The 26,075-nt window shown below is 71.5% G+C and carries 23 protein-coding genes; 10 read left to right on the top strand and 13 right to left on the bottom strand.

All coding sequences use genetic code 11. The features are described 5' to 3' along the window. Positions 1-26 precede the first annotated feature (26 nt). The 5 genes from JOD52_RS10950 (at position 27) to JOD52_RS10930 (ending at position 6,359) form a co-directional block, all read left to right on the top strand. Positions 27-1,598, top strand: coding sequence for an ATP-binding cassette domain-containing protein (locus JOD52_RS10950; RefSeq protein WP_204409972.1), 1,572 nt, complete (start codon positions 27-29; stop codon positions 1,596-1,598). After that, a complete protein-coding gene (locus tag JOD52_RS10945) occupies positions 1,595-3,133 on the top strand; it encodes an ABC transporter permease (protein ID WP_204409970.1) in 1,539 nt (512 codons plus the stop codon). Before JOD52_RS10950 ends, JOD52_RS10945 begins: the two co-directional genes overlap by 4 nt. Then, complete coding sequence (locus JOD52_RS10940) at positions 3,130-4,506, top strand: ABC transporter permease (RefSeq protein ID WP_204409968.1); 1,377 nt, start codon at positions 3,130-3,132, stop codon at positions 4,504-4,506. Before JOD52_RS10945 ends, JOD52_RS10940 begins: the two co-directional genes overlap by 4 nt. 26 nt (positions 4,507-4,532) lie before the next feature. Further along, entirely contained in the window at positions 4,533-4,955 is a 423-nt protein-coding gene (locus tag JOD52_RS10935) for a cytidine deaminase (RefSeq protein ID WP_204409966.1), read from the top strand. 93 nt (positions 4,956-5,048) lie between these two features. Then, a complete protein-coding gene (locus tag JOD52_RS10930) occupies positions 5,049-6,359 on the top strand; it encodes a thymidine phosphorylase (protein ID WP_204409964.1) in 1,311 nt (436 codons plus the stop codon). A 101-nt stretch (positions 6,360-6,460) separates the two neighbouring features. Here JOD52_RS10930 and JOD52_RS10925 read toward each other — a convergent pair whose 3' ends face one another. Beyond that, a complete protein-coding gene (locus JOD52_RS10925; RefSeq protein ID WP_338124084.1) occupies positions 6,461-7,537 on the bottom strand; it encodes an NUDIX domain-containing protein in 1,077 nt (358 codons plus the stop codon). A 123-nt stretch (positions 7,538-7,660) separates the two neighbouring features. Between JOD52_RS10925 and deoC the strand changes: the two genes are divergently transcribed. Further along, positions 7,661-8,329 (top strand): deoxyribose-phosphate aldolase, encoded by a 669-nt coding sequence (gene deoC / locus JOD52_RS10920; protein ID WP_017823796.1) that lies wholly within the window; start codon positions 7,661-7,663, stop codon positions 8,327-8,329. A gap of 95 nt (positions 8,330-8,424) precedes the next feature. On the opposite strand, the gene JOD52_RS10915 is transcribed toward deoC, so the two are convergent. Together JOD52_RS10915 and JOD52_RS10910 are read right to left on the bottom strand one after the other, a co-directional pair. Then, on the bottom strand, positions 8,425-10,134 hold the full coding sequence (locus tag JOD52_RS10915) for a phospho-sugar mutase (RefSeq protein WP_204409962.1): 1,710 nt from the start codon (positions 10,132-10,134) through the stop codon (positions 8,425-8,427). Next, on the bottom strand, positions 10,131-10,997 hold the full coding sequence (locus JOD52_RS10910) for a purine-nucleoside phosphorylase (RefSeq protein ID WP_204409960.1): 867 nt from the start codon (positions 10,995-10,997) through the stop codon (positions 10,131-10,133). The genes JOD52_RS10915 and JOD52_RS10910 overlap by 4 nt, the downstream gene beginning before the upstream one ends. Before the next feature lie 89 nt (positions 10,998-11,086). Here JOD52_RS10910 and JOD52_RS10905 point away from each other — a divergent pair, with 89 nt between their 5' ends. Beyond that, positions 11,087-12,559: an NAD(P)H-quinone dehydrogenase gene (locus JOD52_RS10905; protein ID WP_338124083.1), complete on the top strand. Its 1,473-nt coding sequence runs from the start codon at positions 11,087-11,089 to the stop codon at positions 12,557-12,559. Between the two features lie 23 nt (positions 12,560-12,582). Here JOD52_RS10905 and JOD52_RS10900 read toward each other — a convergent pair whose 3' ends face one another. The 10 genes from JOD52_RS10900 to JOD52_RS10855 form a co-directional block, all read right to left on the bottom strand. Then, on the bottom strand, positions 12,583-14,364 hold the full coding sequence (locus JOD52_RS10900; RefSeq protein WP_204409958.1) for an acetyl/propionyl/methylcrotonyl-CoA carboxylase subunit alpha: 1,782 nt from the start codon (positions 14,362-14,364) through the stop codon (positions 12,583-12,585). An 80-nt stretch (positions 14,365-14,444) separates the two neighbouring features. Next, complete coding sequence (locus JOD52_RS10895; RefSeq protein ID WP_204409956.1) at positions 14,445-15,206, bottom strand: Maf family protein; 762 nt, start codon at positions 15,204-15,206, stop codon at positions 14,445-14,447. Further along, positions 15,203-16,957 carry a DUF885 domain-containing protein gene (locus JOD52_RS10890; RefSeq protein ID WP_204409954.1) on the bottom strand — a complete coding sequence of 585 codons (1,755 nt, stop codon included), beginning with the start codon at positions 16,955-16,957 and terminating at the stop codon, positions 15,203-15,205. The genes JOD52_RS10895 and JOD52_RS10890 overlap by 4 nt, the downstream gene beginning before the upstream one ends. A 30-nt stretch (positions 16,958-16,987) precedes the next feature. Next, a complete protein-coding gene (gene thiD, locus JOD52_RS10885) occupies positions 16,988-17,890 on the bottom strand; it encodes a bifunctional hydroxymethylpyrimidine kinase/phosphomethylpyrimidine kinase (protein WP_204409952.1) in 903 nt (300 codons plus the stop codon). Then, the gene (locus JOD52_RS10880; protein ID WP_204409950.1) at positions 17,887-18,609 is read right to left on the bottom strand and encodes a thiamine phosphate synthase; all 723 of its coding nucleotides are present in this window, start codon (positions 18,607-18,609) and stop codon (positions 17,887-17,889) included. Before JOD52_RS10880 ends, thiD begins: the two co-directional genes overlap by 4 nt. Further along, positions 18,606-19,412 (bottom strand): hydroxyethylthiazole kinase, encoded by an 807-nt coding sequence (gene thiM, locus JOD52_RS10875; protein WP_204409948.1) that lies wholly within the window; start codon positions 19,410-19,412, stop codon positions 18,606-18,608. The genes JOD52_RS10880 and thiM overlap by 4 nt, the downstream gene beginning before the upstream one ends. A 28-nt stretch (positions 19,413-19,440) precedes the next feature. Next, complete coding sequence (locus tag JOD52_RS10870; RefSeq protein WP_204409946.1) at positions 19,441-20,097, bottom strand: TenA family protein; 657 nt, start codon at positions 20,095-20,097, stop codon at positions 19,441-19,443. Beyond that, entirely contained in the window at positions 20,097-20,762 is a 666-nt protein-coding gene (locus tag JOD52_RS10865; protein ID WP_017823785.1) for a TenA family protein, read from the bottom strand. Before JOD52_RS10865 ends, JOD52_RS10870 begins: the two co-directional genes overlap by 1 nt. Before the next feature lie 333 nt (positions 20,763-21,095). Next, positions 21,096-21,428, bottom strand: a complete 333-nt coding sequence (locus tag JOD52_RS10860; RefSeq protein ID WP_239551870.1) for an acyl-CoA carboxylase epsilon subunit — start codon at positions 21,426-21,428, stop codon at positions 21,096-21,098. After that, entirely contained in the window at positions 21,425-23,014 is a 1,590-nt protein-coding gene (locus tag JOD52_RS10855) for a carboxyl transferase domain-containing protein (RefSeq protein WP_204409945.1), read from the bottom strand. The genes JOD52_RS10860 and JOD52_RS10855 overlap by 4 nt, the downstream gene beginning before the upstream one ends. Before the next feature lie 134 nt (positions 23,015-23,148). Here JOD52_RS10855 and JOD52_RS10850 point away from each other — a divergent pair, with 134 nt between their 5' ends. From JOD52_RS10850 to JOD52_RS10840, 3 genes are all read left to right on the top strand, one after another. Further along, the gene (locus JOD52_RS10850) at positions 23,149-24,024 is read left to right on the top strand and encodes a biotin--[acetyl-CoA-carboxylase] ligase (protein WP_259879094.1); all 876 of its coding nucleotides are present in this window, start codon (positions 23,149-23,151) and stop codon (positions 24,022-24,024) included. A gap of 70 nt (positions 24,025-24,094) precedes the next feature. After that, positions 24,095-25,354 (top strand): adenylate/guanylate cyclase domain-containing protein, encoded by a 1,260-nt coding sequence (locus JOD52_RS10845; RefSeq protein ID WP_204409941.1) that lies wholly within the window; start codon positions 24,095-24,097, stop codon positions 25,352-25,354. 25 nt (positions 25,355-25,379) lie between these two features. After that, on the top strand, positions 25,380-26,075 hold the full coding sequence (locus tag JOD52_RS10840) for a response regulator transcription factor (protein ID WP_202803942.1): 696 nt from the start codon (positions 25,380-25,382) through the stop codon (positions 26,073-26,075).

Below are 26,075 nucleotides of genomic sequence, written 5' to 3'. Positions count from 1 at the left end.
GGTCGGCGCCGACGGAAGCGAGTGCTGTGAAGCTCGAACTGCGTGAGATCACGAAGACCTTCGGGTCCTTCGTCGCCAATGACGCCATCGACCTGGTGATCGAGCCCGGGGAGATCCACTCCCTGCTGGGCGAGAACGGGGCCGGCAAGTCCACCTTGATGAACGTGCTGTACGGGCTGTACCGGCCCGACGGCGGCCAGATCCTCATCGACGGTCAGCCCGTGCGCTTCACCGGACCCGGTGACGCCATGGCGGCGGGCATCGGCATGGTGCACCAGCACTTCATGCTGGTCCCGGTGTTCACGGTGGCCGAGAACGTGGTGCTGGGCCATGAGCCCACCCGCGGCGGCATGCTGGACCTCGGCGCCGCGAGGAAGCTGGTGCGGGAGATCTCCGCCCGGTTCGGCTTCGACCTGGACCCCGACGCGCTCATCGAGGACCTCCCCGTGGGCGCCCAGCAGCGCGTCGAGATCGTCAAGGCCCTCAGCCGCCACGCCGAGGTGCTGGTGCTGGACGAGCCCACCGCCGTGCTCACCCCGCACGAGACCGACGAGCTGATGGCGATCATGCGCCAGCTGCGCGACGAGGGCACCTCCATCGTGTTCATCACGCACAAGCTGCGCGAGGTCAAGGCCGTCTCCGACCGCATCACCGTGATCCGTCGCGGCAAGGTCGTCGGCAGTGCGGACCCGTCCGCGGACCAGGCGGACCTGGCTTCCCTGATGGTGGGCCGCCAGGTGTCCCTCGCACTGGACAAGGCCCCCGCCGCACCCGGTGAGGTGGCACTGGAGGTCGACGACCTGCGGGTGACCGACGAATCCGGAGTGCGCACCCTGGACGGCGTGAGCTTCGACGTCCACCGCGGCGAGGTGCTGGCCGTCGCCGGTGTGCAGGGCAACGGGCAGACCGAGCTCACCGAGGCCCTGCTGGGCCTGCAGGACAACGTGCAGGGATCCGCGAAGCTGGACGGCGCCGAGCTGGTGGGCCGCACCACCAAGCAGATCCTCGACGCCGGGATCGGCTTCGTCCCCGAGGACCGCACCCACGACGCCCTGGTGCCGGACTTCTCCGTCGCCGAGAACCTGGTGCTGGACCAGTTCAACCGCCCGCCCTACGGCTCCGCCCTGGCGATGCGTCCCGCCGCGGTGCGCACCAACGCAGAGACCCTGGTCGAGGATTTCGACGTGCGCACCTCCTCCGCGCAGAACGCCGTGTCCACGCTCTCCGGCGGCAACCAGCAGAAGGTGGTGATGGCCCGCGCCCTGAACCGTGAGCTTTCACTGCTGATCGCCTCCCAGCCCACCCGTGGCGTGGACGTGGGCTCCATCGAATTCCTCCACCGCCGGATCCTGGACGAGCGCGACCGCGGCACCCCCGTGATCATCGTGTCCACCGAACTGGACGAGGTCACCCAGCTGGCCGACCGCATCGCCGTGATGTACCGCGGCACCATCCTGGGCATCGTCCCCGGCGACACCGACCGCGACGTGCTGGGCCTGATGATGGCCGGGTACACCGCCGAGGCGGCCCGCGAGGCCGTCGCCGCCGGAGCCCGCACCACCGACTCCCAGCTCGCTGACGAAGGAGAGCTCGCATGAGCGCCGTCACCCCGTCTGCCGCCGACCAGGGCAGCGCACCCGGCGTGGGCGCCGGCGGCACCGGTGCCGGTGGCCCCGAGGCCCCGCTCCCCGCCGAGCGCGGCGAGGGCCGCTGGGGTCAGCTGGTCCAGAACATCGCCCGCGGAAACCTGCTGGTGGTGGTGGCGAGCTTCGTGTTCGCCTTCATCATCGGCTCGATCCTGATCCTCATCGCCGACGAGGAGGTGCGGGAGGCCGCCGGCTACTTCTTCGCCCGGCCCTCCGACACCCTCACCGCCGCCTGGCAGTCCATCTCCCAGGCCTACCTGGCGATGTTCCGCGGCGCCGTGTTCGACGTCCCCGCCTTCACCCGCACGCTCGAGTCGCTGCGGGCCGACGGCGGCACCGGCACCTACGTGTGGGGCCCGGCACTGATGAGCGGCCTGCGTCCGCTCACCGAGACCCTCACCATCGCTACCCCGCTGATCATCGCCGCCTGCGGCATGGCCGTGGGCTTCCGTGCCGGCCTGTTCAACATCGGTGGCACCGGCCAGCTGATCGTTGGCGCCATGTTCGCCGGCTACGTGGGCTTCACCTTCGAGCTGCCGATCGTGCTGCACCTGCTGGTGGCCCTGGTCGCCGGTGTCCTCGCCGGTGGCATCTGGGGCGGCATCGCCGGTTTCCTCAAGGCGCGCTTCGGCGCCAACGAGGTGATCAGCACCATCATGCTGAACTGGATCGCCACCTACCTGCTGTTCTTCGCCCTGAAGACCAGCGCCTTCACCGGGGCGAACCAGGCCCAGCCCACCTCCCCGTCGGTGAAGTCCACCGCCGCCCTGCCGCAGCTGCTGGGCCCCCAGTACCGCCTCCACCTCGGCATCCTGATCGCGATCGCCGTGGTCGTGTTCCTGTGGTGGCTGATGAACCGCTCGACGCTCGGGTTCCAGTTCCGCGCCGTGGGCTCGAACCCGCGTGCGGCCCGCGTGGCCGGCATCTCCCCGGCCAAGGCATCCTTCGCGGTGATGGCCGTGGCCGGCGCCCTGGTGGGCCTGGCCGGAGCGGTGCACATCCTGGGCACCGAGAAGCGCCTCACCGAGGGCATCGCCGGATCGCTCGGCTTCGACGCGATCACCGTGGCCCTGCTGGGACGCTCCGGCCCCGTGGGCATCGTGCTGGCCGGCCTGCTGTTCGCGGGCCTGTCCACCGGCGGCCGCTACATGGAGACCAACCAGGGCGTCCCGCTGGACCTCGTCTCCGTGATCCAGGCGCTGGTGGTGCTGTTCATCGCCGCCCCGCCCCTGGTGCGCACCCTGATCGGTCTGCGCCGCGTCGACAACCCCGGGGCAGGGGAGCGGCGCCGCCGCGCCCGGGCCGCGACGAGCACCCCCGGATCGGGGAGCACCGCCGTGCCCGCGAGCACCTCCACCGCCGCCTCGACGGATGCGACCCCCGCCGGATCGGACGCAACGGGTGACATCCCCGGTGGCCGGTCCCGATCCGGGCCCGATGAACCCACCACCGATGCCCGCACCGAGACGAAGGGAGAGGACCGATGAGCGCCGCACCGCGCCTCGCCTCGAACGACACCGTCGTCCAGAAGGCCGTCGTCGACGAACGCCCCTCCTCCTGGTGGCACCTGCCGGTGACCACCACCGTGCTGGGCCTGATCGCCCTGGTGTTCTTCGGCCTGCGGGGCATCCCCGGCGCCGACAGCACCTACGGCATCGCACGGGAGAACGACGTCAACCCCCTCGGGATCGTCCCCCAGCAGATCACCGTGCCCTCCATGGGGGCGGCGATCGCCCTGTCGGTGATCGCCCTGCTGGCCTCCGCGGCCCTGTGGGCCCTCCAGTCCCGCCCGCACCGCATCCGCCCGGTCGTCCGCAACCCAATCGTCGCGGTGTTCGCCGTGGCCTGGGTGCTGGCCTTCATGACCTGGGTGATCTCCGAACGGGCGCTCGATGTGGGCTCCCTGCTGCAGGCAACCATCATCCTGTGCGTCCCGCTGGCCTTCGGCGCCCTCTCCGGTGTGCTCTCCGAGCGGGCCGGCGTCATCAATATCGCCATCGAGGGGCAGCTGCTGTTCGGCGCCTTCGGTGCAGCCCTGGTGGGATCCCTGCTGGGCAGCGTGTGGGCCGGCCTGATCGCCGCGCCGCTGGTGGCCGTGCTGATCGGTGTGATGCTGGCACTGTTCGCCGTGGGCTACCAGGTCCAGCAGATCATCGTCGGTGTGGTGCTGAACGTTTTCGCCGTCGGCATCACCTCGTTCTTCTTCGGTTCGGTGATGAGCCAGAACCCCGGCATGTTCAACACCCCGATGCGCCTGCCCACCCTGGGCAGCTCCGGGCTGGTCGACATCCCGGTCATCGGTGCCGTGCTGCGCTTTCTCCTGGACATCCCGGTGATCGGCCGGATGATCTTCGACCAGAACATCCTGGTGTACCTGATGTGGCTGATCGTGATCGTGCTGACCATCGCCCTGTTCCGCACCCGTTGGGGCCTGCGCGTGCGGGCGGTCGGCGAGCATCCCCGCGCCGCCGACACCGTGGGCATCAAGGTCAACCCCACCCGCTGGTCCAACGTGCTGCTGGGCTCGGCCGTCGCCGGCCTGGGCGGTGCGATGCTCACCATCGGCACCGGCGTCGCCTTCGGCGAGGACATGTCCGCCGGCAAGGGCTACATCGCCCTGGCCGCCATGATCCTGGGCCGGTACCACCCCGTGGGCGCCCTGCTCGCCGCACTGACCTTCGCCTTCGCCGACTCCCTGCAGCTGCGCCTGGGCACCATGAGCGCCGCCGAGGGCGGCGTGAGCATCCCCGGCGACTTCCTGCTGATGCTCCCCTACGTGGTGGCCCTGTTCGCGGTGGCCGGCGTGGTGGGCCGCGTGCGCGTGCCCGCCGCCGACGGCGTGCCGTACGTGAAGCAGTGACCAGGACGAGCAGTGAGGACCCTTCGATGACCGAGGACGATCCCGGTACCGGTCAGGTGCCGGAGCATTTCGCCGATCTGCTGGCCGTCGCCCGTGAGATGGCCGCCCGCGCCTACGCCCCGTACTCCCGGTACCGGGTGGGCGCGGCCGCACTGGTGGACGACGGCCGCACCGTGCGCGGCTGCAACGTGGAGAACGCCGGCTACGGCGTCACCCTGTGCGCCGAGTGCGGCATGGTCAGCGAGCTGATCGCCGGGGGCGGAGGGAAGCTCACCGCTTTCGTGTGCGTCAACGGCCAGGGCGATGTGATCATGCCGTGCGGTCGCTGCCGCCAGCTGCTGTCCGAGCATGCGGCACGTGACTTCACCATCCTCACTCCCCTGGGGGTGCGGGACCTGGACGAGATCCTGCCGCAGGCCTTCGGCCCCCAGGACATGGCAGGGATCTGACCCTGTGCACCGAGGCAGTCCGTCCACCCTGGGCTGCGGGCGGCCCGATCCGCCGATGACGAACCACCTGAACCGATCCCCGATGGGAGACCAGTGAACGAGAACCGCACCGCAGCCGTGGAGCCCTTCGACGCCGTCGAGGTGATCCGCACCAAGCGCGACGGGCACCGCCTCTCGCCGGAGCAGATCGACTGGGTGATCGACGCCTACACCCGCGGCGTGGTCGCCGAGCAGCAGATGTCGGCGCTGGCCATGGCGATCTTCCTCAACGGCATGGAGCGGGACGAGATCGCCCGCTGGACCGCCGCGATGATCGCCAGCGGCGAGCGGATGGACTTCGACCAGCTCTCCAAGCCCACCACCGACAAGCACTCCACCGGAGGCGTGGGTGACAAGATCACCCTGCCGCTGGCGCCCCTGGTCGCCTCCTTCGGGGTCGCCGTGCCGCAGCTGTCCGGCCGCGGCCTCGGCCACACCGGTGGCACCCTGGACAAGCTCGAGGCGGTCCCCGGGTGGCGCGCAGACCTCACCAACGAGCAGATGATGCGCCAGCTCGAGGAGGTGGGTGCGGTGATCTGCGCCGCCGGCTCGGGCCTGGCCCCTGCGGACAAGAAGCTGTACGCCCTGCGCGACGTGACCGCCACCGTGGAGGCGATCCCCCTGATCGCCAGCTCCATCATGTCCAAGAAGATCGCGGAGGGCACCGCCGCGCTCACGCTGGACGTCAAGACGGGCGCCGGCGCGTTCATGCGCGAGGAGTCCGACGCCCGCGAGCTGGCCCGCACCATGGTGGACCTGGGCACCGATGCAGGGGTGCGAACCGTTGCCCTGCTCACCGACATGTCCGCCCCGCTGGGTCGCACCGCCGGCAACGGCCTGGAGGTGCGTGAGTCCCTCGAGGTGCTGGCCGGAGGCGGACCTGCCGACGTGGTCGAGCTGACCTGCGCCCTGGCCCGCGAGATGCTCGAGGCCGCCGGGGTGCACGATGCGGATGTCGAGAAGGCCTTGGCCGACGGCCGCGCGATGGACTCCTGGCGGGCCATGATCGCCGCCCAGGGCGGCGACGTGGATGCCCCGTTGCCGGTCGCGAAGCACACCGAGGAGGTCCGCGCCGAGCAGGACGGCGTGGTGGAGGGACTGGACGCGATGGGCGTGGGCGTGGCCGCCTGGCGCCTGGGCGCGGGCCGTTCCCGCCCCGGTGAGGCCGTGCAGGCCGCCGCCGGTGTGGAGATCCTCGCGCACCTGGGCGACGAGGTGCGCGCCGGTGACGTGCTGGCTCGCCTGCACACCGACACCCCCGAGCGCATCGGCCGCGCCACCGAGGCCATCCAGGGCTCCTGGTCCTTCGCCCCGGCCGGGACCGTGTTGCCCCAGCGGCGCATCGTCATCGACCGCATCGCCTGAGAGCGGTGCGGCCCACGAGGCCGCTCATAGCCTGACGCAGAAGGGCCGGGGCGTTCCCGCGGGAACGCCCCGGCCCTTCTGCGTGCGGGTGTGCCCTCAGCTCAGCATGCGCGCAGCGCGGGCAGGATGTGGTGCACCATCAGCGGTGCCAGCCTGATGCTGCCCGTGCCGGCGCCTGTGCCGGTGGTGTCCAGGGGGATCCAGCGGTGCTCGGCAAGCTCCGCCTGGACCGCGAGTGGTTCCGGCAGGGCATGGCGCGTGACGAACACAGTGGAGTGCACGACGGTGTCGGGCTCGTTCGCAGCAGGGGCCTCGTACTCGCCCAGCAGCTCCAGATGGCCGGGCTCCAGCATCACACCGAGTTCTTCGTGCACCTCGCGGATCGCCGCCTGCCACGACTCCTCGCTGCCCTCGAGCTTCCCGCCCACCTGCATGTAGGAACCGGTGCCGTGCTTGCGCACCGCGAGGACCTCCGGGCCCGCCGCTCCCTCCCGCAGGAAGCACACTGCGGTGATCCGCAGCTGGTCCGTGCGCAGGTGCGGCGCCGTGATGTTCCGCTCGGCCTCGGCCATCGAGGTCAGGCGCCGCAGCCGCGTGGTGCCGGCGCGCAGTCCCAGCGGACGCATCCCCGCCTCACGCCAGCGGCTCACGTACGCCTGCTGCTCCCCGGCCAGCGCCCAGCCCCGCCGCAGCAGCGTCAGCGGAGGCTTGCGGCTCTCGGCCAGGTCACGCGCCAGGCGCAGGCCGAACACCACCGGGGTGGGCCGGTCCAGCACGAGCGCATCAGCGAGCAGGCCGGCCGATGCCAGCGGCCCGATCAGCTCGGCGGCGAAGATGCCCTCGGCGACGATCAGGGGGGCGTCACCCGCATCGAGGACCTGACTGCCCTTGCGCCGTGATTCGGAGATCGAGTACACGGGGATCTCCGCAGACCCGTCATGGGCGAGCGCGGTGAGGGCCTGCAGTGCGGCACCGGAGTCCCAGGAGACCGGGTCGTCCCAGTCCACGATCCCGAAACGGTGAGGAAGGCCCGGGTCGTCCAGGTCACGGTAGAACTCGTCCAGCCCCACTGTGGGGAGCCCGCAGCGCCGGGCCATCTCACCCTTCCCGCTGCCCGAGGGGCCGGCGACCAGCACGATGCGACGAGGTGCGGCGAGGCGGGAGCGGGGTGGGGTCACGGACAGCCATTCTAGGTCAGCCCCATGCCGCCCCGGTGCTCGCCCGGCCCCCGCGCCCGCACCGTCGCTGCGCCGTGCCTGCCCAGCGCGACAAGGGCCCTCCCGGTCTGGGAGGATCACCCCATGAACTCCATCGAGAACCACGACCTCGCCGCACTCATCGACCACACGCTGCTCAAGCCCGAGTCCACCAGGGACGACGTCGAGAAGCTGCTGCGTGAGGCCGAGGAGCTCGGCACCTACTCCGTGTGCGTCTCCCCGTCGATGCTGCCCGTGGAGACCACGGTGAAGGTCGCCACCGTGTGCGGCTTCCCCTCCGGCCAGCACGCCGCCTCCGTGAAGGCCGCCGAGGCCGCCGACTCCGTGTCCAAGGGCGCCGACGAGGTGGACATGGTGATCAACGTGGGCCTGGCCCGCGCCGGAAAGTACGACGCCGTGCGCGAGGAGATCGCCGCCGTGCGCGACGCAGCCCCGAAGCCAACCGTGCTGAAGGTGATCATCGAGTCCGCCGCCCTGACCGATGAGCAGATCGTCGCGGTGTGCGAGGCCGCTGAGCAGGCCGGAGCCGACTTCGTGAAGACCTCCACCGGCTTCCACCCCGCCGGGGGCGCCAGCGAGCACGCAGTGGCCCTGATGCGCCGCACCGTCGGCGACCGCCTCGGTGTCAAGGCCTCCGGTGGGATCCGTGACCGCGCCGCCGCCGAGGCCATGGTGGCCGCCGGAGCCAGCCGCCTGGGACTGTCCTCCTCCCGCGCCGTGCTCGAGGGCGGCACCGCAGGCTCCGGGTACTGAACCCGGCCGGCGGGCCCCACACATGAGGAGGGGGCGGTATGACCAGGTCATACCGCCCCTTGCCCTGTCTCTGGACGCTGCGTTCTCCTCCCGCGTCAGGCCTGACCGAGGGCCTGACGCAGATCCGCGGTGACGCGCTCCAGACGCTCAGCGGCCTGCCTGCGTGCCTGGCCCATCTCCTCCTCGGAGGCATCCTGCGCGACGGGCTCGACCACCTCGAGGTAGCACTTGAGCTTCGGCTCGGTGCCGGAGGGGCGCACCACCACACGGGTGTCGTCCTCACTCAGCAGCAGCACCCCGTCGGTGGGCGGCAGCCCGGTGGTCTCCACGGATCCCTCGGCGAGGTCCTGGGTCAGAGCCACGGGGGAGCCCGCCAGCTGCGCCGGGGGAGCGGTGCGGATCCGCTGCATCATCTGCCCGATCAGGGACAGGTCCTCCACGCGCAGCGACAGCTGCGAGGTGGCGTACAGCCCGTGCTCGAGGGCCAGCTCGTCCAGACGCCCCACCAGGGTGGTGCCCTCGGACTTCGCCAGCGCAGCCATCTCCGCCACCATCAGCGCTGCGGACAGGCCGTCCTTGTCCCGCACCACCTCCGGCAGCACGCAGTACCCGATCGCCTCCTCGTAGCCGAATGCGATGCCCGGCGCGCGGGAGATCCACTTGAAGCCGGTCAGGGTGGTCGCAGCCTCCACCCCGGCGCTCGCCGCCACCCGGTCCAGCCAGCGGCTGGAGACCAGGGAGCGGGCCAGGGTGCCTCGATAGCCGTGCCGGCGCACCAGGTGGTCGCCCAGCAGCACCCCCAGCTCGTCACCGGTGAGCATCCGCCACGCGCCCCGGTGGGGATCCAGCACAGCGGCCGCACAGCGATCCGCATCGGGATCGTTGGCGATCACCACGTCGGCCTCCACCGTCGCGGCCAGCTCGAGGGCCAGGTCGATCGCACCGGGCTCCTCCGGGTTCGGGAACGACACGGTGGGGAAGTCCGGATCCGGATCGGCCTGCTTGGCCACGGAATGGACATCGGTGAAGCCCACCCGGTGCAGCGCCGCCAGGGCGATCCGGGTGCCCACCCCGTGCATCGCGGTGTGCACGATACGTGCCTCACGCGGTGCCTCCGGATCCGGCAGGGCGCAGATGGCCTCGAGATAGTGCTCCTCGACCTGACCGCCCAGCAGCTCCCAGCCGGAGGCCGCCACGGGGATGTCCAGCACCGGGCCCACCGCGGCGATGCGGGCCGCGATCTGCGAGTCCGACGGCGGGACGATCTGCACGCCGCGGCCGTCGGGGGCGGCGGCGCGGCCGCCCAGGTACACCTTGTACCCGTTGTCGGCCGGCGGGTTGTGGGAGGCGGTCACCACGATGCCGGCATCGGCATCCAGATGGCGCACAGCGAACGCAGCCAAGGGGGTGGGCTGGTACCGGTCGAACAGCTTCACCCGGCAGCCGGCCGCTGTCATGATCGCGGCGGAGCGCTCGGCGAAGGCGCGGGAGTTGTGGCGGGCGTCGTAGCCGATCACCACCAGGGGCTCGTCCAGACCCAGGTCACCGGTGAGGTGGTCGGCAAGCCCCCGGGCGGCGCGGGAGACCACGGCCAGGTTCATTCGGTTCGGCCCCGGTCCCATCCGTCCTCGCAGGCCGGCGGTGCCGAACTGGAGGGTGCCGGCGAAGGCATCGGCCAGTTCGGCGCGAGCAGTCTCGTCGCCGGCAGTCGCCTGCTCCACCAGGGAGGTCAGGGCGGCGCGGGTGATCGGATCGGGGTCGTCCTCGATCCAGGCGGTGGCGCGAGCGCGCAGATCCTGGGTCATCGTGCGGACTCCTCGTCCTCGACGGTGGAGCCGGCGGGGCCGGCAGTGATGCGGCGAACGGTCTCGGCCAGCAGGCGGGAGATGCGCGGCCCGGCCTCGCGTCCGGCCTCCAGCACCTCCTCGTGGCTGAGCGCCTCGGCGCTGATCCCCGCGGCGAGGTTGGTGACCAGGGAGATGCCCAGCACGTCCATGCCCGCCTCACGGGCGGCGATCGCCTCCAGCGCCGTGGACATGCCCACCAGGGTGGCGCCCATGGAACGGGCCATCCCCACCTCGGCCGGGGTCTCGTAGCTGGGGCCGCGGAACTGCATGTACACGCCCTCGTCCAGCGAGGGGTCCACCTGCCGGGCCACGTCCCGCAGCGAGGGGGTGTACACGTCGGTGAGATCCACGAAGTTCGCGCCGGCCAGGGGGGTGGTGCCGGTGAAGTTGATCTGGTCGGCGATCAGCACCGGGGTGCCGGGCGTCCAGGACGGGTCAATGCCGCCGCAGCCGTTGGTCAGCACCATGGTGCGGCAACCCGCTGCGGCCGCGGTGCGCACGCCGTGCACCACCGGTCCCACGCCGGCGCCCTCGTACAGGTGGGTGCGGGCACCCAGCACCAGGGCGTGTGCGCCGCTGCCCTCGATGCGGATCGAGCGCAGGGTGCCCACGTGACCGGGGACCGCCGGGGGACGGAATCCGGGGATGGTGGTGGCGTCGGCCTGCCACACGGTCTCGCCCAGCAGGTCCGCGGCGCCGGACCAGCCGGAGCCCAACACCAGGGCCAGATCGTGGGAGGGGATCCCGCTGGCCTTCGCGATCGCAGCGGCGGCCTCGCTCGCCAGTGAGTACGGGTCCGGGGCAGTCATGGTGTCGTTCATGGAACAGAACCTAGCGCAGTGGACTGATGCCGGCGCAGTCGTTGCGCCCGATCGCATCGTGAGACACATTCGTGGGACACAATGGTGGTGTGAGAGATCCCAGCACTTCGCTCCCCTCAGATCCCGATCGCGTCACCAAGGTCGGTGAGCACCCCCGAGTGGTGATCATCGGTGGCGGGCCCGGCGGCTACGAAGCAGCCCTCACTGCCGCCCGGCACGGTGTGGAGACCGTGCTCATCGAGGAGCGCGGCATCGGCGGCGCCGCCGTGCTCACCGACGTGGTGCCCTCCAAGACCCTCATCGCCACCGCCGACGTGCTGGACCTGGTGGCCGATTCGCAGGACCTGGGCATCCGCGACGCCGACTCGGCCGCCACCCCCACCTCCCGCACCCTCGGCGTGGACCTCGCCGCCGTCAACCAGCGTGTGCGGCGCCTGGCCGACAAGCAGTCCTCCGACATCCGCGACAGCCTGCTCGAGGCGGGCGTCACGATCATCGACGGCCGCGGCCGCCTGGCGGGTCCTCACCGCGTCGAGGTGCTCGACCGGGAGGGCACCGTGATCGACGAGGGCGAGGGCGACGTGCTGCTGGTGGCCGTGGGTGCCACACCCCGCGAGCTCACCGACTCCCCGGCGGACGGCCGCCGCATCCTGAACTGGACCCAGCTGTACACCCTCACCGAACTGCCCGAGCACCTGATCGTGGTGGGCTCCGGCGTGACCGGTGCCGAGTTCGCCAGCGCCTACCGGGCCCTCGGCAGCGAGGTCACCCTGGTCTCCTCCCGGGACCAGGTGCTGCCCGGCACCGACGCCGACGCCGCCGACGTGCTGGAGAAGGCCTTCGCCCGCCGCGGCGTCACCCTGCGCTCCCGCTCCCGTGCAGCGGCCGCCCGAGTCGAGGGCGCCGGGACCGACGAGCACGTGGTGGTGGAACTGACCACCGGTGAAGAGGTGCGCGGCAGTCACGTGCTGATGGCGCTCGGAGGGATCCCCAACACCGCCGGCCTCGGACTGGAGCAGGCCGGGGTGCGGCTCAAGGACAGCGGCCACATCGACACCGACCGGGTCTCCCGCACCTCCGTGCGCGGCATCTACGCCGCCGGCGACTGCACGGGAGTGTTCCCGTTGGCCTCGGTGGCCGCCATGCAGGGCCGCATCGCCATGTACCACGCCCTCGGCGACGCCGTCTCGCCGCTGATCTCCGCTCACGTCTCCTCGGCGGTGTTCACCAGCCCCGAGATCGCGGTGGTGGGCGTGACCGAGAAGGAGATCCTGGACGGCGAGGTCTCCGGGGAGGTGCGGATGCTGCCCCTGGCCACGAACCCCCGGGCCAAGATGCAGGGCATCACCGAGGGCTTCGTGAAGCTGATCGTGCGCCCCGGCTCCCACACCGTGGTGGGCGCGGTCGTGGTGGCACCGCGCGCCAGCGAACTGATCCTGCCCTACGCGATGGCCGTCACCCACCGCCTCACCGCCGAGCAGGTGGCCGGCACGTTCACCGTGTACCCCTCGCTGACCGGGTCCATGGCCGAGGCCGCCCGGCAGCTGCGCGGAGCCGACTGACGCAGAGCCGACCTACCGCCGTCTCAATCCTCGATGGTGCAGAGCACGGCACCGGCGGAGACGGTGGCGCCGATCTCAGCGGTCAGCCCCGTCACCACCCCCGAGCGATGCGCGGTGATGGGCTGCTCCATCTTCATCGCCTCGAGCACCAGCAGCAGGTCACCGTCGGCCACCGTGCGGCCCTCCTCGGCGACGATCTTCACGATCGTCCCCTGCATCGGGGCGGTCACGGTGCCGCCACCGGCCGCCGCCGCCCCGCCCACCTCACGGTGGGCACGCTTGCGGCGCTGCCGCACCGCGGCCTGCGGGGCCCGCAGGGATGCCGGCAGGCTGATCTCCACCCGGCGCCCGTCGACCTCGACCACCACGGCCTCACGGTCCTCCGGCTCCTCGGGCTGCGCAGGCAGCGGGGCCGGGGGGATCTCGCCGTCGAAGCCGGTCTCGATCCACCGGGTGTGCACGGTGAAGGGCTCCGAGGGGTCCTGCGGGGCGAAGGCAGGGTGCTCCACCACCTGACGGTGGAACGGCAGCACCGTGGGCACCCCGTCGATGCGGAACTCCGCCAGGGCCCGGCGGGATCGCTCCAGGGCCTCCGTGCGGGTGGCTCCCGTGACGATCAGCTTGCCCAGCATGGAGTCGAAGGCCCCGGAGACCTCATCACCAGGACGCACCCCGGTGTCGACCCGTACACCCGGGCCTGCCGGAGGCTCGAAGCGCTGGATCCGGCCGGGAGCGGGCATGAACCCGCGGCCCGCGTCCTCCCCGTTGATGCGGAACTCGATTGAGTGGCCACGCACCTCCGGGTCCTCCTCGCTGACCCGGCCACCGGCGGCGATCCGCAGCTGCTCGCGCACCAGGTCGATCCCGGCGACCTCCTCGGAGACCGGGTGCTCCACCTGCAGTCGGGTGTTGACCTCGAGGAAGGAGATGGTGCCGTCGGCCCCCACCAGGAACTCGCAGGTGCCCGCGCCCACGTATCCGGCCTCCCGCAGGATCGCCTTGGAGGAGCTGACCAGCTGGGCGTTCTGCTGGGCACTGAGGAACGGCGCGGGGGCCTCCTCCACCAGCTTCTGGTGACGGCGCTGCAGGGAGCAGTCGCGGGTGGAGACCACCTGTACGTTGCCGTGGGCATCGGCCAGGCACTGGGTCTCGACGTGGCGGGGGGAGTCCAGGTAGCGCTCCACGAAGCACTCGCCGCGACCGAAGGCGGCGGTGGCCTCACGGACGGCCGAGTCGAACAGCTCACGCACCTCGGACTCCTCACGGGCGACCTTCAGGCCGCGGCCGCCGCCACCGAAGGCGGCCTTGATCGCGATCGGGAGGCCGTGCTCGCGGGCGAAGGCGACGACCTCGTCGCTCGAGGCGACCGGGTCCTTGGTGCCGGCCACCAGGGGGGCGCCGGCCTTCTGGGCGATGTGGCGGGCGGAGACCTTGTCGCCCAGCTTCTCGATCGCCTCCGGGGGCGGACCGATCCAGGTGAGCCCGGCATCGATCACGGCCTGCGCGAAATCGGCCCGCTCGGAGAGGAAGCCGTACCCGGGGTGGACGGCGTCCGCGCCGGAGCGCTGGGCGATGTCCAGGATCTTGTCAACGACAAGATAGCTGCTGGCAGCTGTGGTGCCACCCAGTGCGTAGGCCTCGTCGGCGATCACGGTGTGCAGGGCGTCGCGATCCGGGTCGGCGTACACGGCCACGGAACGCAGGCCCGCATCCCGGCAGGCTCGAGCCACGCGCACCGCGATCTCACCACGGTTGGCGATCAGCACCGTGGACAGCGAGCGGGGCTTGGAGTGACGGGAGGCCATGGGCAGAAGTTCCTTCCGGTGGCGGACAGAGGCCGAGTCTAGTACCGGTGGGTGCGACCTGGGGGCATGGTGTCCGGCCCTCAGTCGAGGTCCGTGCCCCCATCCTCCGGGACGGCATCGGCCCAGAGCTCGTGGATGCCCAGCCCGATCTCGCCCAGCAGGGAGCGCAGCAGCGGCAACGACAGGCCCACCACCGCGTGGGGGTCCCCGTCCACCGCGGTGATGAACGGTCCGCCGATGCCGTCGATCGTGAACCCTCCGGCCACACCGAGGGGCTCACCGGTGGCGACGTAGGCGTCGATCTCCTCGTCGGAGAGGTCCGCGAAGGTGACCTCGCAGCTGGAGGTGGCACCGAAGGTGGCGCCGGTGCCTCCGTCCTCGGGGTCGCGGTCGTCGATCAGCCAGTGACCGGAGTGGAGGACGGCGGTGCGACCGCGCTGGGTGCGCCAGCGCGTGGTCGCTGCCTCGACGGTGTGCGGCTTGCCGAGCACGGTGCCGTCCAGCTCCAGCATCGAGTCGCAGCCCAGCACCACGTAGCCGCCGTCGCTGAGCTCGGTGGCCGCCTGCGCCTTCTCGCGGGCCAGCAGCAGCACCTCCTCGCCTGCGGCCAGTGCGGCACCGTTCTGGGTGGCAGCGGTGCGGGCACGCTCCAGGATCGCGTCCTCGTCGAGATCCACCGGCAGTGTGTCGTGCTCGATGCGGGCAGCTGTCAGGGTGGCGCGCCTGCCCGCGGAGGCCGAGGCCAGCAGCAGCAGGGGACCGCCGCCGGTGTACGGCAGCGGCTCCGTGGCCGGCTCGGTGATGTGTTGGGTGTGCTCGACGGCCGGTGTGCTGTCGCTCATGCCAGCGCTCCGTCCAGGACGGACAGCGGCACGCTGCCCAGTTCGAGGGCCCGGCGGTGGAAGTCGCGCAGCACCGCCGCGGCCCGCTCGGAACCAGGGCCCTCAGCCCCGGAGGCGACCTGGGCGGCGGGGGCCAGGGCGCGCTCGCGTAGGCGCTCCCATTCACGCTGGCCCACCTTGTAGGAGGGAGCCTGGCCGGGCCAGCCCAGGTAGCGGTGCAGCTCGAAGCGCTGCTCCGCCTCGGACATGCCCCAGTGCTCGCTCATGAAGTCCCAGGCCTTCTCATAGGTCCACCTGCCGCCGGCGGAACCGGCAAGGTCCTTCGGCATCGGCAGTTCGCAGTGCAGGCCGATGTCCAGTACCACGCGGCCGGCGCGCATCCGCTGCGCATCCAGCATGCCCAGGCGGTCGCCGTCGTCGGAGAGGTAGCCCAGCTGGTCCATCAGCCGCTCGGCGTACAGGGCCCAGCCCTCGCCGTGGCCGGAGACCCAGCACAGCAGGGCGCGCCAGCGGTTCAGGGACGCGGCCTGCATGGTCTGAGTGCCCACCTGCAGATGATGACCGGGAACGCCCTCGTGGTACACGGTGGTGGTCTCGGCCCAGGTGTGGAACTCGGTGGTACCGGCCGGGACGTCCCACCACATGCGGCCCGGACGGGTGAGGTCCTCGCTGGGGCCGGTGTAGTAGATGCCGCCGGAGCCGGTCTGCGCGATGCGGCACTCCAGGCGCCGCAGGGGAGCGGGCACGTCGAAGTGGGTGCCGGCGAGATCCTTGATCGCCTTGTCGCTGAGCTGCTGCATCCACTGGCGCAGCGCCTCGGTGTCGTGCAGGACCCGGGCGGGGTCCTTGCGCAGGGCCTCCTTGGCCGCGGTCACCGAGCGTCCACCGCCGGTGCCGTAGCGGCTGTTGATCCGCTCGGCCACCTGCTCCTGCTCGGCGACGATCGAGCGCAGCTCCTCGATGCCCCAGGCGTAGGTGTCGTCGATGTCGATCTCGGTGCCCAGGAAGGTGCGGGAATGCAGGGGATAGGCCTCCCTGCCCACGGCGTCGCGGTCCGGGGCGGCCGACGCCAGTTCCTCCAGCACCTCCGCGATCCGCACGTATCCCTCAGCGGCGGTGCGGGCCGCCGCCGCGGCGCGCTCGCGCTGGGACTCATCGCCGACCGCCTGCTGGGCGAAGCGGGTGAAGAAACCGTCCCGCGCCGCGTAGGAGCGGGCCTGCTCGGCGCCCAGCAGGAGTTGCCGGCGTGCCGAGACGGTGCCCGCCGAGGCGGCCTCGCGCAAGGACTGCGCCCAGGTGTGCAGCGAATGGGGCATCTGCTCCATCCGGGAGCTGAGCACCTCCCAGTCCTCGGCGGTCTCGGCGGGCATCAGGTCCAGCACGTCGCGCACCTGCAGCGTCGAGGCGAGGTTGTTGACCGCAGCGATGTCCAGGTGCTGCTCGGCCCGCTCGATCTGCAGGCCCAGTCGCTCGGTCATCGCGGCGCGGGTCACGGCATCGGTGGCGTCCGCATCGGCGACCTGTGCGATGCGCTCCAGCATGGTGCGGGCCGCGTCGGTGCGTGCGGCCTCGGCAGCGGGAGAGTAGTCAGTGACCTCATGGTCGTGCCCGGGCACGCCGATGCTGGTGGCGGTGAAGGGGTCGGCCTGCACCACCTGCTCGACGTAGTCATCGGCCAGGGCGTCCAGCGGGGACGGGGAACGGGTGGGGCGGGAGGGCGAGGACTCCGATGCTGACAGGTGTTCGGCCATGGTCCGCAGTCTAGGCGGGGCCGGAGCGCGTCAGCGCCGGGCCGCGGCCTCCCACAGTTCCCAGAAATGCGAGATCGGCCCGTTCCCGGACCCCACCTGGAGGTGCTGACCGTCCTCGATCGCCCGCGCCAGCCACGGCTTGGCAGCGCTCAGAGCGGGCTCCCAGGCCCCGTGGCGGACCCTCAGCGTCGCCATTGCGGCGGACAGCGAGCATCCGGTGCCGTGGGTGCTGGAGGTGCGGATGCGCGGTGAACTGACCACGTGCCGCACGCCGTCGGCATCGACCAGCGCATCGCGCACCTCGCGTTCGCTGAGATGGCCGCCCTTGGCGAGCACCAGCACGTCGGCGCTGGCGGCCAGGCGCTGGGCCTGGGAGACCAGGTGGTCCCAGGTGGCAGCCGGCTCGTCCATGAGCAGTACGGCGAGTTCATCCACGTTGGGGGTGACCAGATGCACCTGCGGGAGCAGGTCGCGCATGGCGCGTTCGGCGTCCTCCTCCAGCAGGCGGTCGCCGCTGGTGGCCACCATCACCGGGTCCATCACCACCACCGGCGGGCTGGTGCGCCGAAGCCAGTCCGCGACCACGCCGATGGTGTCGACGTCGAAGAGCATCCCGGTCTTGACCGCATCGACGGTGACGTCGTCGCTGACGGCCTCAAGCTGTTCTCGCAGGAAGGCGGGCGGTGGGATATGCACATCGCGCACCCCCCGGGTGTTCTGCGCAACCAGGGCGGTGACCGCGGCCATCCCGTAACCGCCGCAGGCCGCGATTGCCTTCAGGTCGGCGTGGATGCCGGCGCCCCCGGTGGGGTCCGTGCCCGCGATGGACAGCACCCGGGGCGGGATGCCGCCTGCCGTGCCGGGACTGGCACACCGCCCCTCGGGGATCGGCGTGTGCGGGTGGGAGGGGCCGGTGGGCTGGGTCGTGGTCATCGCTGCTGCTTCCAGGTGGGTGCCGCGTTCCAGGCGGCCGCGAGGCGTTCGGTGGCCGCCCCGGGGTCGGCCGAGGCGCAGATGTAGGAGACGACGGCGGCCCCGGCGAGCCCTCCCGACCGCAGGGCCGGCATATCCGCCGGAGTGATGCCGCCGATGGCGACCGCGGGCAGGGTGCAGCCCCGGGCGCGTTCGATCACGGTGTCGATGCCGAGCCCGGCCGGTGCGTCCCGTTTGGTGCGGGTGCTGTGCAGTGGGCCGATGCCGACGTAGTCGATGCGGGCGGCGGAGGTGTGCGCGGCGCGCAGCTGCTGGGGGCTGGCGGCGCTCAGACCGATCACGGCCTCGTCCCCCAGCAGTGCGCGCACATCCCGGACGTCCAGGTCGGCCTGGCCAACGTGGGCGCCAGCGCAGGCCAGGTCGCGTCTGCGCAGGGCCAGCACCACGTCGATGCGGTCGTTGATCAGGAGCGGAACGGAGGGCGGGAGCACCGCGCACACCTGCGCGGCCAGATCGGTGAACGCACCGCCGGGAAGCTCCTTGGCCCGTACCTGGACCACCGTGGCGCCTGCCGCGACGGATCGGGCGACCACCTCGGGCAGATCCACTCCGGCCTGCTGGCACACGGCATGATCGGCCACCAGGTACAGGGACAGATCCAACGGTCGCCAGTCCGGGCTCGGGTCCGGTCTCGCGTGATCGTTCGCGGGGGTCGTCATGAGATGTCCGCCCGGCTCATGATGTCGGCGGCCGAGAGGGATCGCAGTGCATCCAGCAGGTGCACGGCGAAGGTGCCGGGGCCAGCCGCATCACCTGCGGCCTTCTCGCCCGCGATGGCGTACACCGCCGCGGCGGAGGCCGCACCGACCAGCGGCGACGGCGAGACCGCGACGAACGCGGCGGTGACCGCACCGAGGGCGCACCCGCCCCCGGTGATCTCGGTGAACATTGGGTCCCCGTTGGCGATGCGCACCGTCGATGAGGCATCGGCGATCAGGTCCACCGGCCCGGAGACGGCGACGGCCCCGTGCGTGCGGGCGGCCAGGTCGCGGGCCGCCGCGGCGGCCTCGTCGGTGCCGAGAGTCGAGTCGACGCCCCGGCCGCCCCGTCCGGATCCGGCCAGGGCCACGATCTCGGAGGCGTTGCCCCGGATCACCGTGGGGGAGTGGGACAGCAGTTCCTGGGCCAGGGCGGTGCGCACCGGCAGACTGCCCACGGCCACCGGATCGAGCACCCACGGCGGCATGGTGTCCGCGCCGTAGTCGATCGCGCGGATGCCGTCGCACTGTGCCGGGTGGGGGGTGCCCAGGTTGACCAGTACGCCGTCGGCGGCCTCGCGGGCGAAGATCTCGGACTCGCCCGCGCTGTCGACCATGGCGGGGGCGGCCCCGACAGCCAGCAGCACGTTGGCGACGAAACCGGTGGTGACGTGGTTGGTCAGGCACTGGATCAGCGGCTGCCGCTCGCGCACGGCCTCCATCTGCTCGATCACGGTGCGGGCGTCGAGGGATACGGGGGGCATGAGGCGTCCTTTCCTGGGTGCGGTGGGCTCAGGCGGCGTCGAGCGCCTGCTGCCAGAAATCTGCTTCGAGCCGGGACGCCGTATGGAAGATCCCGGTGAGCTCGGCGAAGCGCTGCGGGCTCGGAGGCTGCGGGCACAGCGCGTCCAGGTGGGCGGTGGCCTCGCGCGCGGCCCGCTGGAAGTCCTCGCCCGCGTATTCGGCTATCCAGTCGCGGTAGGGGTGCTCCGGGTCGGTGCGGAGGGCCGGAGCGAGCGCCGTGCCGATCTCCGCGTAGCCGATGGTGCACGGGGCCAGAGCCACCTGCAGGTCCAGCAGATCACCGGCCATTCCGCAGTCCAGCACGTACCGGGTGTAGGCCACCGTCGCCTGCTTCTCGGGCGCCGTGCTGAGCCGGTGAGTGTCGATCCCCCACTCGGAGATGAGCCGGCGGTGCAGGTGGGTCTCGTTCAGGATGGCCGACAGGCCCCGCGCGGCCTGTTCGATGTCGGCCAGGTTCCTGCTCTTGTAGGCCGCCAGCGCGTTGGCCCGGGCGAACTGCACCAGGAAGAGGTAGTCCTGGATCAGGTAGTCCTGGAACACCGCCAGGGGCAGGGTGCCCTCGCCCAGGCGCCGCACGAACTCGTGGTCCGTGTACGCCGTCCACTGGGGGCCGATGGCTGCTTTTAGATCGTCGAACAGGGACATCAGCGCGCTCCGTCCACCGTGACCGGATGCTCGTAGGCGGCGTCGAAGAACGCCAGTTCGATGTCGACGGCCCGGCCGAAGAACTCCTCCACGAGGTCACGGTGGGCTGGACCGACGCGATCCAGTTCCGCACGCAGGAACGCCACGAACTGCGAGAACCCGGGGTAGTCGTGCAGGTCGATCCACTCGGCGTGCACGACGTTCTCGGGCCGCTTCGCGGGGGCGCGCGAGGCCCAGTCCTGGTACAGCCATTCGGTGACCACCAGCACCGCCAGCGCGGCGGCGTACTGGCGGGTCTGCGCGGCCTCCCGGAAAAGACCGGTGAACTGCTCGGTGGCAGGGGTGTCCGGGATGGTCTCGCGCAGGTGGGCGCTCACTCCCAGGGCCTCGAAGGCCCGCAGGAAGTAGGTGTTCTCCTCGCCTGCCACCTCGCCGATGAAACGCGACAGGCGCAGGCGGGCCTCGAGGGTGTCGGCCGTGGCCACGGCCGACCCGAGCAGGACCAGGAAACTGTCCAGGAACCGGTAGTCCTGCACCAGGTAGCCGGCCATCACGGCGTCGTCGATGCTGCCGTCGAACAGTTCATGGACGAAGCGGTGGGTGACGGCGCGGTCCCAGGTGGGCTGGTTCTGCTGTCTCAGTTCGTCGGTGAAGGCGGGGGACATCCGTGATCATCCTCGTTCCTGCGGGTGCGGGGGTCGTGGACTCCGGCGTGCGAGGCGGGGGTGAGGATCAGCGGGTAGGAACAGCGGGCGCTGAGGGCCCGTCGGTCGCAGATCAGCGCGGCCCGGCCCGGTGTCCACGCGCACCGGTCGGGTGCGGGGGCCTCCCGGGTGGGGGCGTGATGCGATGGTGCTGCAGGCGCGCTTCGTCATGGCGACATCCCTTCGCGAGTCCTAACTCGTGCAGGTTCTCGGGTGTGATCTCAGCCCCCAGGGGGCACCCCGTGTCCAGGGACGACGCTATCACGGAACCGGTGCGGCCCGGTCCGCGCGGGCTCAGCGGTGCGAGTACCGCCAGGCCGCCTCCGAGCAGTGGTTGCGGGCCTCGAAGGTGTGGGGGTGGCAGTGCACCGGGTCGTTCCACACCCCGGAGCCGGCCGAGTGGCTCTCCGCGAGAGTGCGCTCCTCGGCCTCCAGGCGGCTGGTCACGCTCATCGCTGAGACGACCACGGCGATCGCCGCCAGCTCCTCGGTCTCCAGGTGCCCGGTGACCACGCGCACCCCGGCCGCGGCGACCGCCTGCTCCGTGGAGCCGTGCTCGGTGCCGCCCTCGGATCCGGTGGTGGGATCGGTGAGGGCGGCGGAGGGATCCGCGCCGGGGGCGGTCACAGCGGGATGTTCCCGTGCTTCTTGGTGGGCAGGGACTCGCGCTTGGTGCGCAGTGCCCGCAGGGCGTGGGCGATCTGGGTGCGGGTCTCGGAGGGTTCGATGACCCCGTCGATCCAGCCGCGCTCGGCGGCGGTGTACGGGGTGGCGAACTGGTCCTCGTACTCCGTCTCGAGCCGGCTGCGCTCGCCGGCCACGTCGCCGCCGTCCTCCTGGGTGCGGCGCAGGTGCTGACGGTGCAGGATGTTCACCGCGCCCTGAGCGCCCATCACCGCGATCTGGGAGGTGGGCCAGGCCAGGTTGACGTCGGCCCCGAGCTCCTTGGAGCCCATCACGATGTAGGCGCCGCCGTAGGCCTTGCGGGTGATCACGGTGATCAGCGGGACGGTGGCCTCGGCGTACGCGTACAGCAGCTTCGCGCCGCGACGGATGATCCCGCCGTACTCCTGCCCGGTGCCCGGCAGGAAACCGGGCACGTCCACGAAGGTCAGCACCGGGATGTTGTAGGCGTCGCACAGCCGCACGAAGCGGGCCGCCTTCTCCGAGGCGTCGATGTCCAGGGTGCCGGCCAGGTGGGAGGGCTGGTTGGCGATGATGCCCACGCTGTGGCCCTCGACGCGGCCGAAGCCCACCATGATGTTGGGGGCGAACAGTGGCTGGACCTCGAGGAACTCCTCGTCGTCCAGCACTGCCCGCAGGACCGCGGTCATGTCGTACGGCTGGTTGGGGGAGTCCGGGATCAGGGTGTCCAGGGCGGTGTCCGCGGCGGTGCGGGACTCCTCGATGCGCACCGGGTACACCGGGGCAGGGCTCAGCGTGTTGGCGGGCAGGTAGCTGAGCAGGTCCTTCACGTACTCGATGGCCTCGCCCTCGTCGGGGGCCATGTAGTGGGCCACGCCCGAGCGGGTGGAGTGGGTGCGCGCGCCGCCGAGTTCCTCGAACCCCACGTCCTCACCGGTGACCGTGCGGATCACGTCCGGACCGGTGATGAACATGTGGGAGGTCTTCTCGACCATCACGATGAAGTCCGTCAGTGCCGGGGAGTACACAGCGCCGCCTGCGGCCGGCCCCATGATCAGGGAGATCTGCGGGATCACACCGGAGGCACGGGTGTTGCGGCGGAAGATCCCGGCGAACATGGCCAGCGAAGCCACGCCCTCCTGGATGCGGGCACCGCCGCCATCGAGGATCCCGATGATCGGCACCCCGGTGCGCAGGGCCAGGTCCTGGACCTTCTGGATCTTGCGCCCGTGCGCCTCGCCGAGGGACCCGCCGAAGACGGTGAAGTCCTGGGAGTACACGCACACTTGACGGCCGTCGATGGTGCCGTAGCCGGTGACGATGCCGTCCCCGTCCGGGCGCTTGGAGTCCAGCCCGAAGGAGTGGGTCTGGTGGCGCACGAACCGGTCGGTCTCCACGAAGGATCCGTCGTCCAGCAGGTCGGTGATGCGCTCGCGGGCGGTCTTCTTCCCGCGGGCATGCTGCTTCTGGACGGCGATCTCGTCGGCGGCGGAGACCGCGCGGGCCTCACGCTCCCGCAGGTCGTCGATGCGCTGGCGGGTGCTCTGCGGCCTGGCGGCGTCGGTCACATGGCCTCCTGATGCGGCAGGGAACAGGCCGCGGTGGGCCGGGCTGGGAACATCGGGATACTACGCTACCTGCGCGTGAACGGGCCGGGAGCCCACGGCCGCGACGGGACGGGATCGACAGGACGGAGGACGCCGTGGAGCACGAGCACGTGGATCACGGGCAGGACGTCCGGCGGGTCGTGCTGCACGACCTGGACGTCGTCACCTCCACGCAGGACGAGGCCGCCAGGCGCCTGGCCGCCGGAGAGGCCGCACCCTTCGCCGTGCTGGCCCGGGAGCAGACCGCCGGCCGCGGGCGCCTCGGCCGGCGCTTCGCCAGCCCCGCAGGGGTGGGCGTGGCCCTGACGGTCTCGCTGCGCACCACCCTGCCCATGGAGGGGCGCACCTGGATCCCCCTGGCCGCCGGTCTCGCTGTGATCGACGTGCTCGCGGCGCCCCCTGCCAGGATCGTCCCGGTGGGGCCGGGCGGCGGGGGAGCAGTGGGCTTGAAATGGCCCAACGACATCCACACCGTGGACGGACGCAAGCTCGGCGGGATCCTGGTGGAGGGCCGCGGTCTCGATCATGTGATGGTGGGGATCGGGCTGAACCTGACCGGGCCCGTGCGTGACATCGATGGTGACGAGGTGCCGCAGGCGGCCTGGCTGTACGGCCCGGGATCGGTCACCGGGCGGTCCATGACCGGGCCGCAGGCGGAGTCGGCGCGTCGGGGCCTTGCGGCCGATCTGGCCCGGGCCGTGCAGCGCGAGGTCGGCATCCTGGAGTCCGCGGGCGGGGATGCCCGGGCATCCGGCACCCATCAGCGATATACTGTTACCTGCCTCACATTGGGGTGTGCCGTGAGGGTCGAGCCCCTGGGCGAGCCCTCCGCGCAGGAGGCGCACAGCTGCCTGCGTGGCACGGCCCGTCGGATCGACAGCAGTGGGAGGCTCGTACTGCGCACCAGCGCCGGCACGGACCTCCCGGTGGACGTCGGCGATGTGCGGCACGGGCCGCGGGATGACCGTTGACCTCGGGAGTCCCGCATCAGAGAGCACGCGACACAGCACGACACGACGAACGGAAGCAGGGCCCGACACGGTGACCAGTGGGATCAGCGACGCTGACGATCAGCGACCCCGCCCCGAGCACGCGCTCGGGCACGCCCCCGCACCACTGGACGACACCCTGCCGCCCGGTGGCGGATCGACGATGCTCGGGGACGGCCCCGGCGGGAACAGCGGCGGGCGCAGCGGACTGCCCGATCCCACCGCGGACGACTCCGACGAGGCCGGCTCGCAGGTGCACCTCGACTCCCAGGAGATCCTGGACCTGAACCGCCGCTTCGCCGAGGTGCGCCGCAGCGTCGGTGCCCTGGAACGGCAACTGCTCCAGGGGCCTCGGAAGTACTCCCGTCGAGATCTCACCGAGCAGCGCGGCATCCCGGCACGCCTCACCGCTGTCTACTGGCGTTCGCTGGGCTTCACCCCGGTGGACGAGGACACCGTGGTGTTCACCGAGGAGGACGCCTACGCCATCGGTGAGCTCGCAGGCCTGGTCGAGGACGGCACCCTCAGCGAACGCGCTTTCGCCAGCATCACCCGCGGCCTCGGCTTCCACATGGGTCGGATCGCGATGTGGGCCACCGAGGCGCTCGTGGACGAGGCCAAGGACGCCGGCCGCAGCGATGCCGAGGCCCGCCTGGCCATGCTCGATGCCGTCCCGGACCTGCTGGAGACCCTGGAGTCCCAGGTCATGTTCACCTTCCGCAGGCAGCTCGCGGCCTTCGCGGCCCGCGCCGGATCCGAGGTGCTGCACCGCGACACCGATGAGCTGTTCCCGCTGCAGCGCGCCGTGGGCTTCGCCGACCTGGTGCAGTTCACCCGCCTCTCCCAGGACCTCTCCGGTGCCCAGCTCGCCGACGTGGTGGGCCGATTCGAGGCCGCCGGACGCGACATCATCTCCGTCGGCGGCGGTCGCGTGGTCAAGACCGTGGGCGACGAGATCATGTTCTTGGCCGACACGCCCGAGGACGGCGCCCAGATCGCCGTGACCCTGGCCGAGACCATCTCCGCGGACCCCGACCTGCCGCCGGTGCGGGTGGCGTTCGTGTGGGGATCGATGTTCTCCCGCTACGGCGACGTGTTCGGGCCGTCGGTGAACCTGGCCGCCCGCATGGAGTCCGTGGCCAGGCCGGGGACCGTGCTGGTGGACCAGGACACGGCCGAGGCCGTCGCGCAGGCGCTGCCGGGAGGCTTCGCCGCCTCCGAGGGCGAGGACGTGGACCTCCACGGCATCGGCGCGGTCAGCGTGCACGAGCTCACCCGCGACCGCTCCGCACCCCTCAACCTGGGGCTCTGAGGAGCCTCGGCGTAGGATGCACTCTGTGACACGCCTACTTCTCGTCGAGGACGACTCCGCCATCGCCGAACCCCTGTCCCGCGCGCTCGACCGCGAGGGGTACACGGTCACGCGTGCCTCCCGGGGGATGGACGCCCTGGCCATCGCCGCGGGGCCTGACCCGATCGACGTGGTGATCCTGGACCTCGGTCTGCCCGACCTGGACGGCCTCGAGGTGGCCCGCCGCCTGCGCAAGGGTGGTCTGGAGTCGCCCATCCTGATCCTCACCGCCCGGGCCGACGAGGTCGACGCGGTGGTGGGCCTGGACGCCGGTGCCGATGACTACGTCACCAAGCCCTTCCGCCTCGGTGAGCTGCAGGCCCGGATCCGGGCGCTGCTGCGGCGGGCCCAGGCCGCCGAGGAGGCCGGTGACGCCTTCAACGTGCACGGGGTGTCCCTGGACGTCGCCGCGCGTCGCGCCTACGCCGACGGTGAGGAGCTCACGCTCTCGGCCAAGGAGTACGACCTGCTCACGGTGCTGGTGCGCGAGGCCGGCAGCGTGGTCACCCGTGACGACCTCATGCGCGAGGTGTGGGGCGCGGAGTGGTGGGGCTCCACCAAGACCCTAGACATGCACATCTCCTGGCTGCGTCGCAAGCTCGGTGACGACGCCACCAACCCCCGCCGCATCACCACCGTGCGCGGTGTCGGCTTCCGGTTCGAGACCGGTCAAGGGAGCTGA

This window comes from Brachybacterium muris (assembly GCF_016907455.1).
Taxonomy (GTDB): domain Bacteria; phylum Actinomycetota; class Actinomycetes; order Actinomycetales; family Dermabacteraceae; genus Brachybacterium; species Brachybacterium muris.
Note: the sequence above shows the minus strand (reverse complement) of the source record. Positions and strands in the feature narration are given on the sequence as shown.

Bases quoted from the DNA above. Each gene is read 5' to 3' on its own strand.
- JOD52_RS10870 (WP_204409946.1), bottom strand. From the start codon at position 20,097: ATGTCCCTGTTCGACGATCTAAAAGCAGCCATCGGCCCCCAGTGGACG.
- JOD52_RS10940 (WP_204409968.1), top strand. From the start codon at position 3,130: ATGAGCGCCGCACCGCGCCTCGCCTCGAACGACACCGTCGTCCAGAAG.
- JOD52_RS10945 (WP_204409970.1), top strand. From the start codon at position 1,595: ATGAGCGCCGTCACCCCGTCTGCCGCCGACCAGGGCAGCGCACCCGGC.
- deoC (WP_017823796.1), top strand. From the start codon at position 7,661: ATGAACTCCATCGAGAACCACGACCTCGCCGCACTCATCGACCACACG.
- JOD52_RS10935 (WP_204409966.1), top strand. From the start codon at position 4,533: ATGACCGAGGACGATCCCGGTACCGGTCAGGTGCCGGAGCATTTCGCC.
- thiM (WP_204409948.1), bottom strand. From the start codon at position 19,412: ATGCCCCCCGTATCCCTCGACGCCCGCACCGTGATCGAGCAGATGGAG.
- JOD52_RS10900 (WP_204409958.1), bottom strand. From the start codon at position 14,364: ATGGCCTCCCGTCACTCCAAGCCCCGCTCGCTGTCCACGGTGCTGATC.
- thiD (WP_204409952.1), bottom strand. From the start codon at position 17,890: ATGACCACGACCCAGCCCACCGGCCCCTCCCACCCGCACACGCCGATC.
- JOD52_RS10890 (WP_204409954.1), bottom strand. From the start codon at position 16,957: ATGGCCGAACACCTGTCAGCATCGGAGTCCTCGCCCTCCCGCCCCACC.
- JOD52_RS10865 (WP_017823785.1), bottom strand. From the start codon at position 20,762: ATGTCCCCCGCCTTCACCGACGAACTGAGACAGCAGAACCAGCCCACC.
- JOD52_RS10895 (WP_204409956.1), bottom strand. From the start codon at position 15,206: ATGAGCGACAGCACACCGGCCGTCGAGCACACCCAACACATCACCGAG.
- JOD52_RS10910 (WP_204409960.1), bottom strand. From the start codon at position 10,997: ATGAACGACACCATGACTGCCCCGGACCCGTACTCACTGGCGAGCGAG.
- JOD52_RS10915 (WP_204409962.1), bottom strand. From the start codon at position 10,134: ATGACCCAGGATCTGCGCGCTCGCGCCACCGCCTGGATCGAGGACGAC.
- JOD52_RS10880 (WP_204409950.1), bottom strand. From the start codon at position 18,609: ATGACGACCCCCGCGAACGATCACGCGAGACCGGACCCGAGCCCGGAC.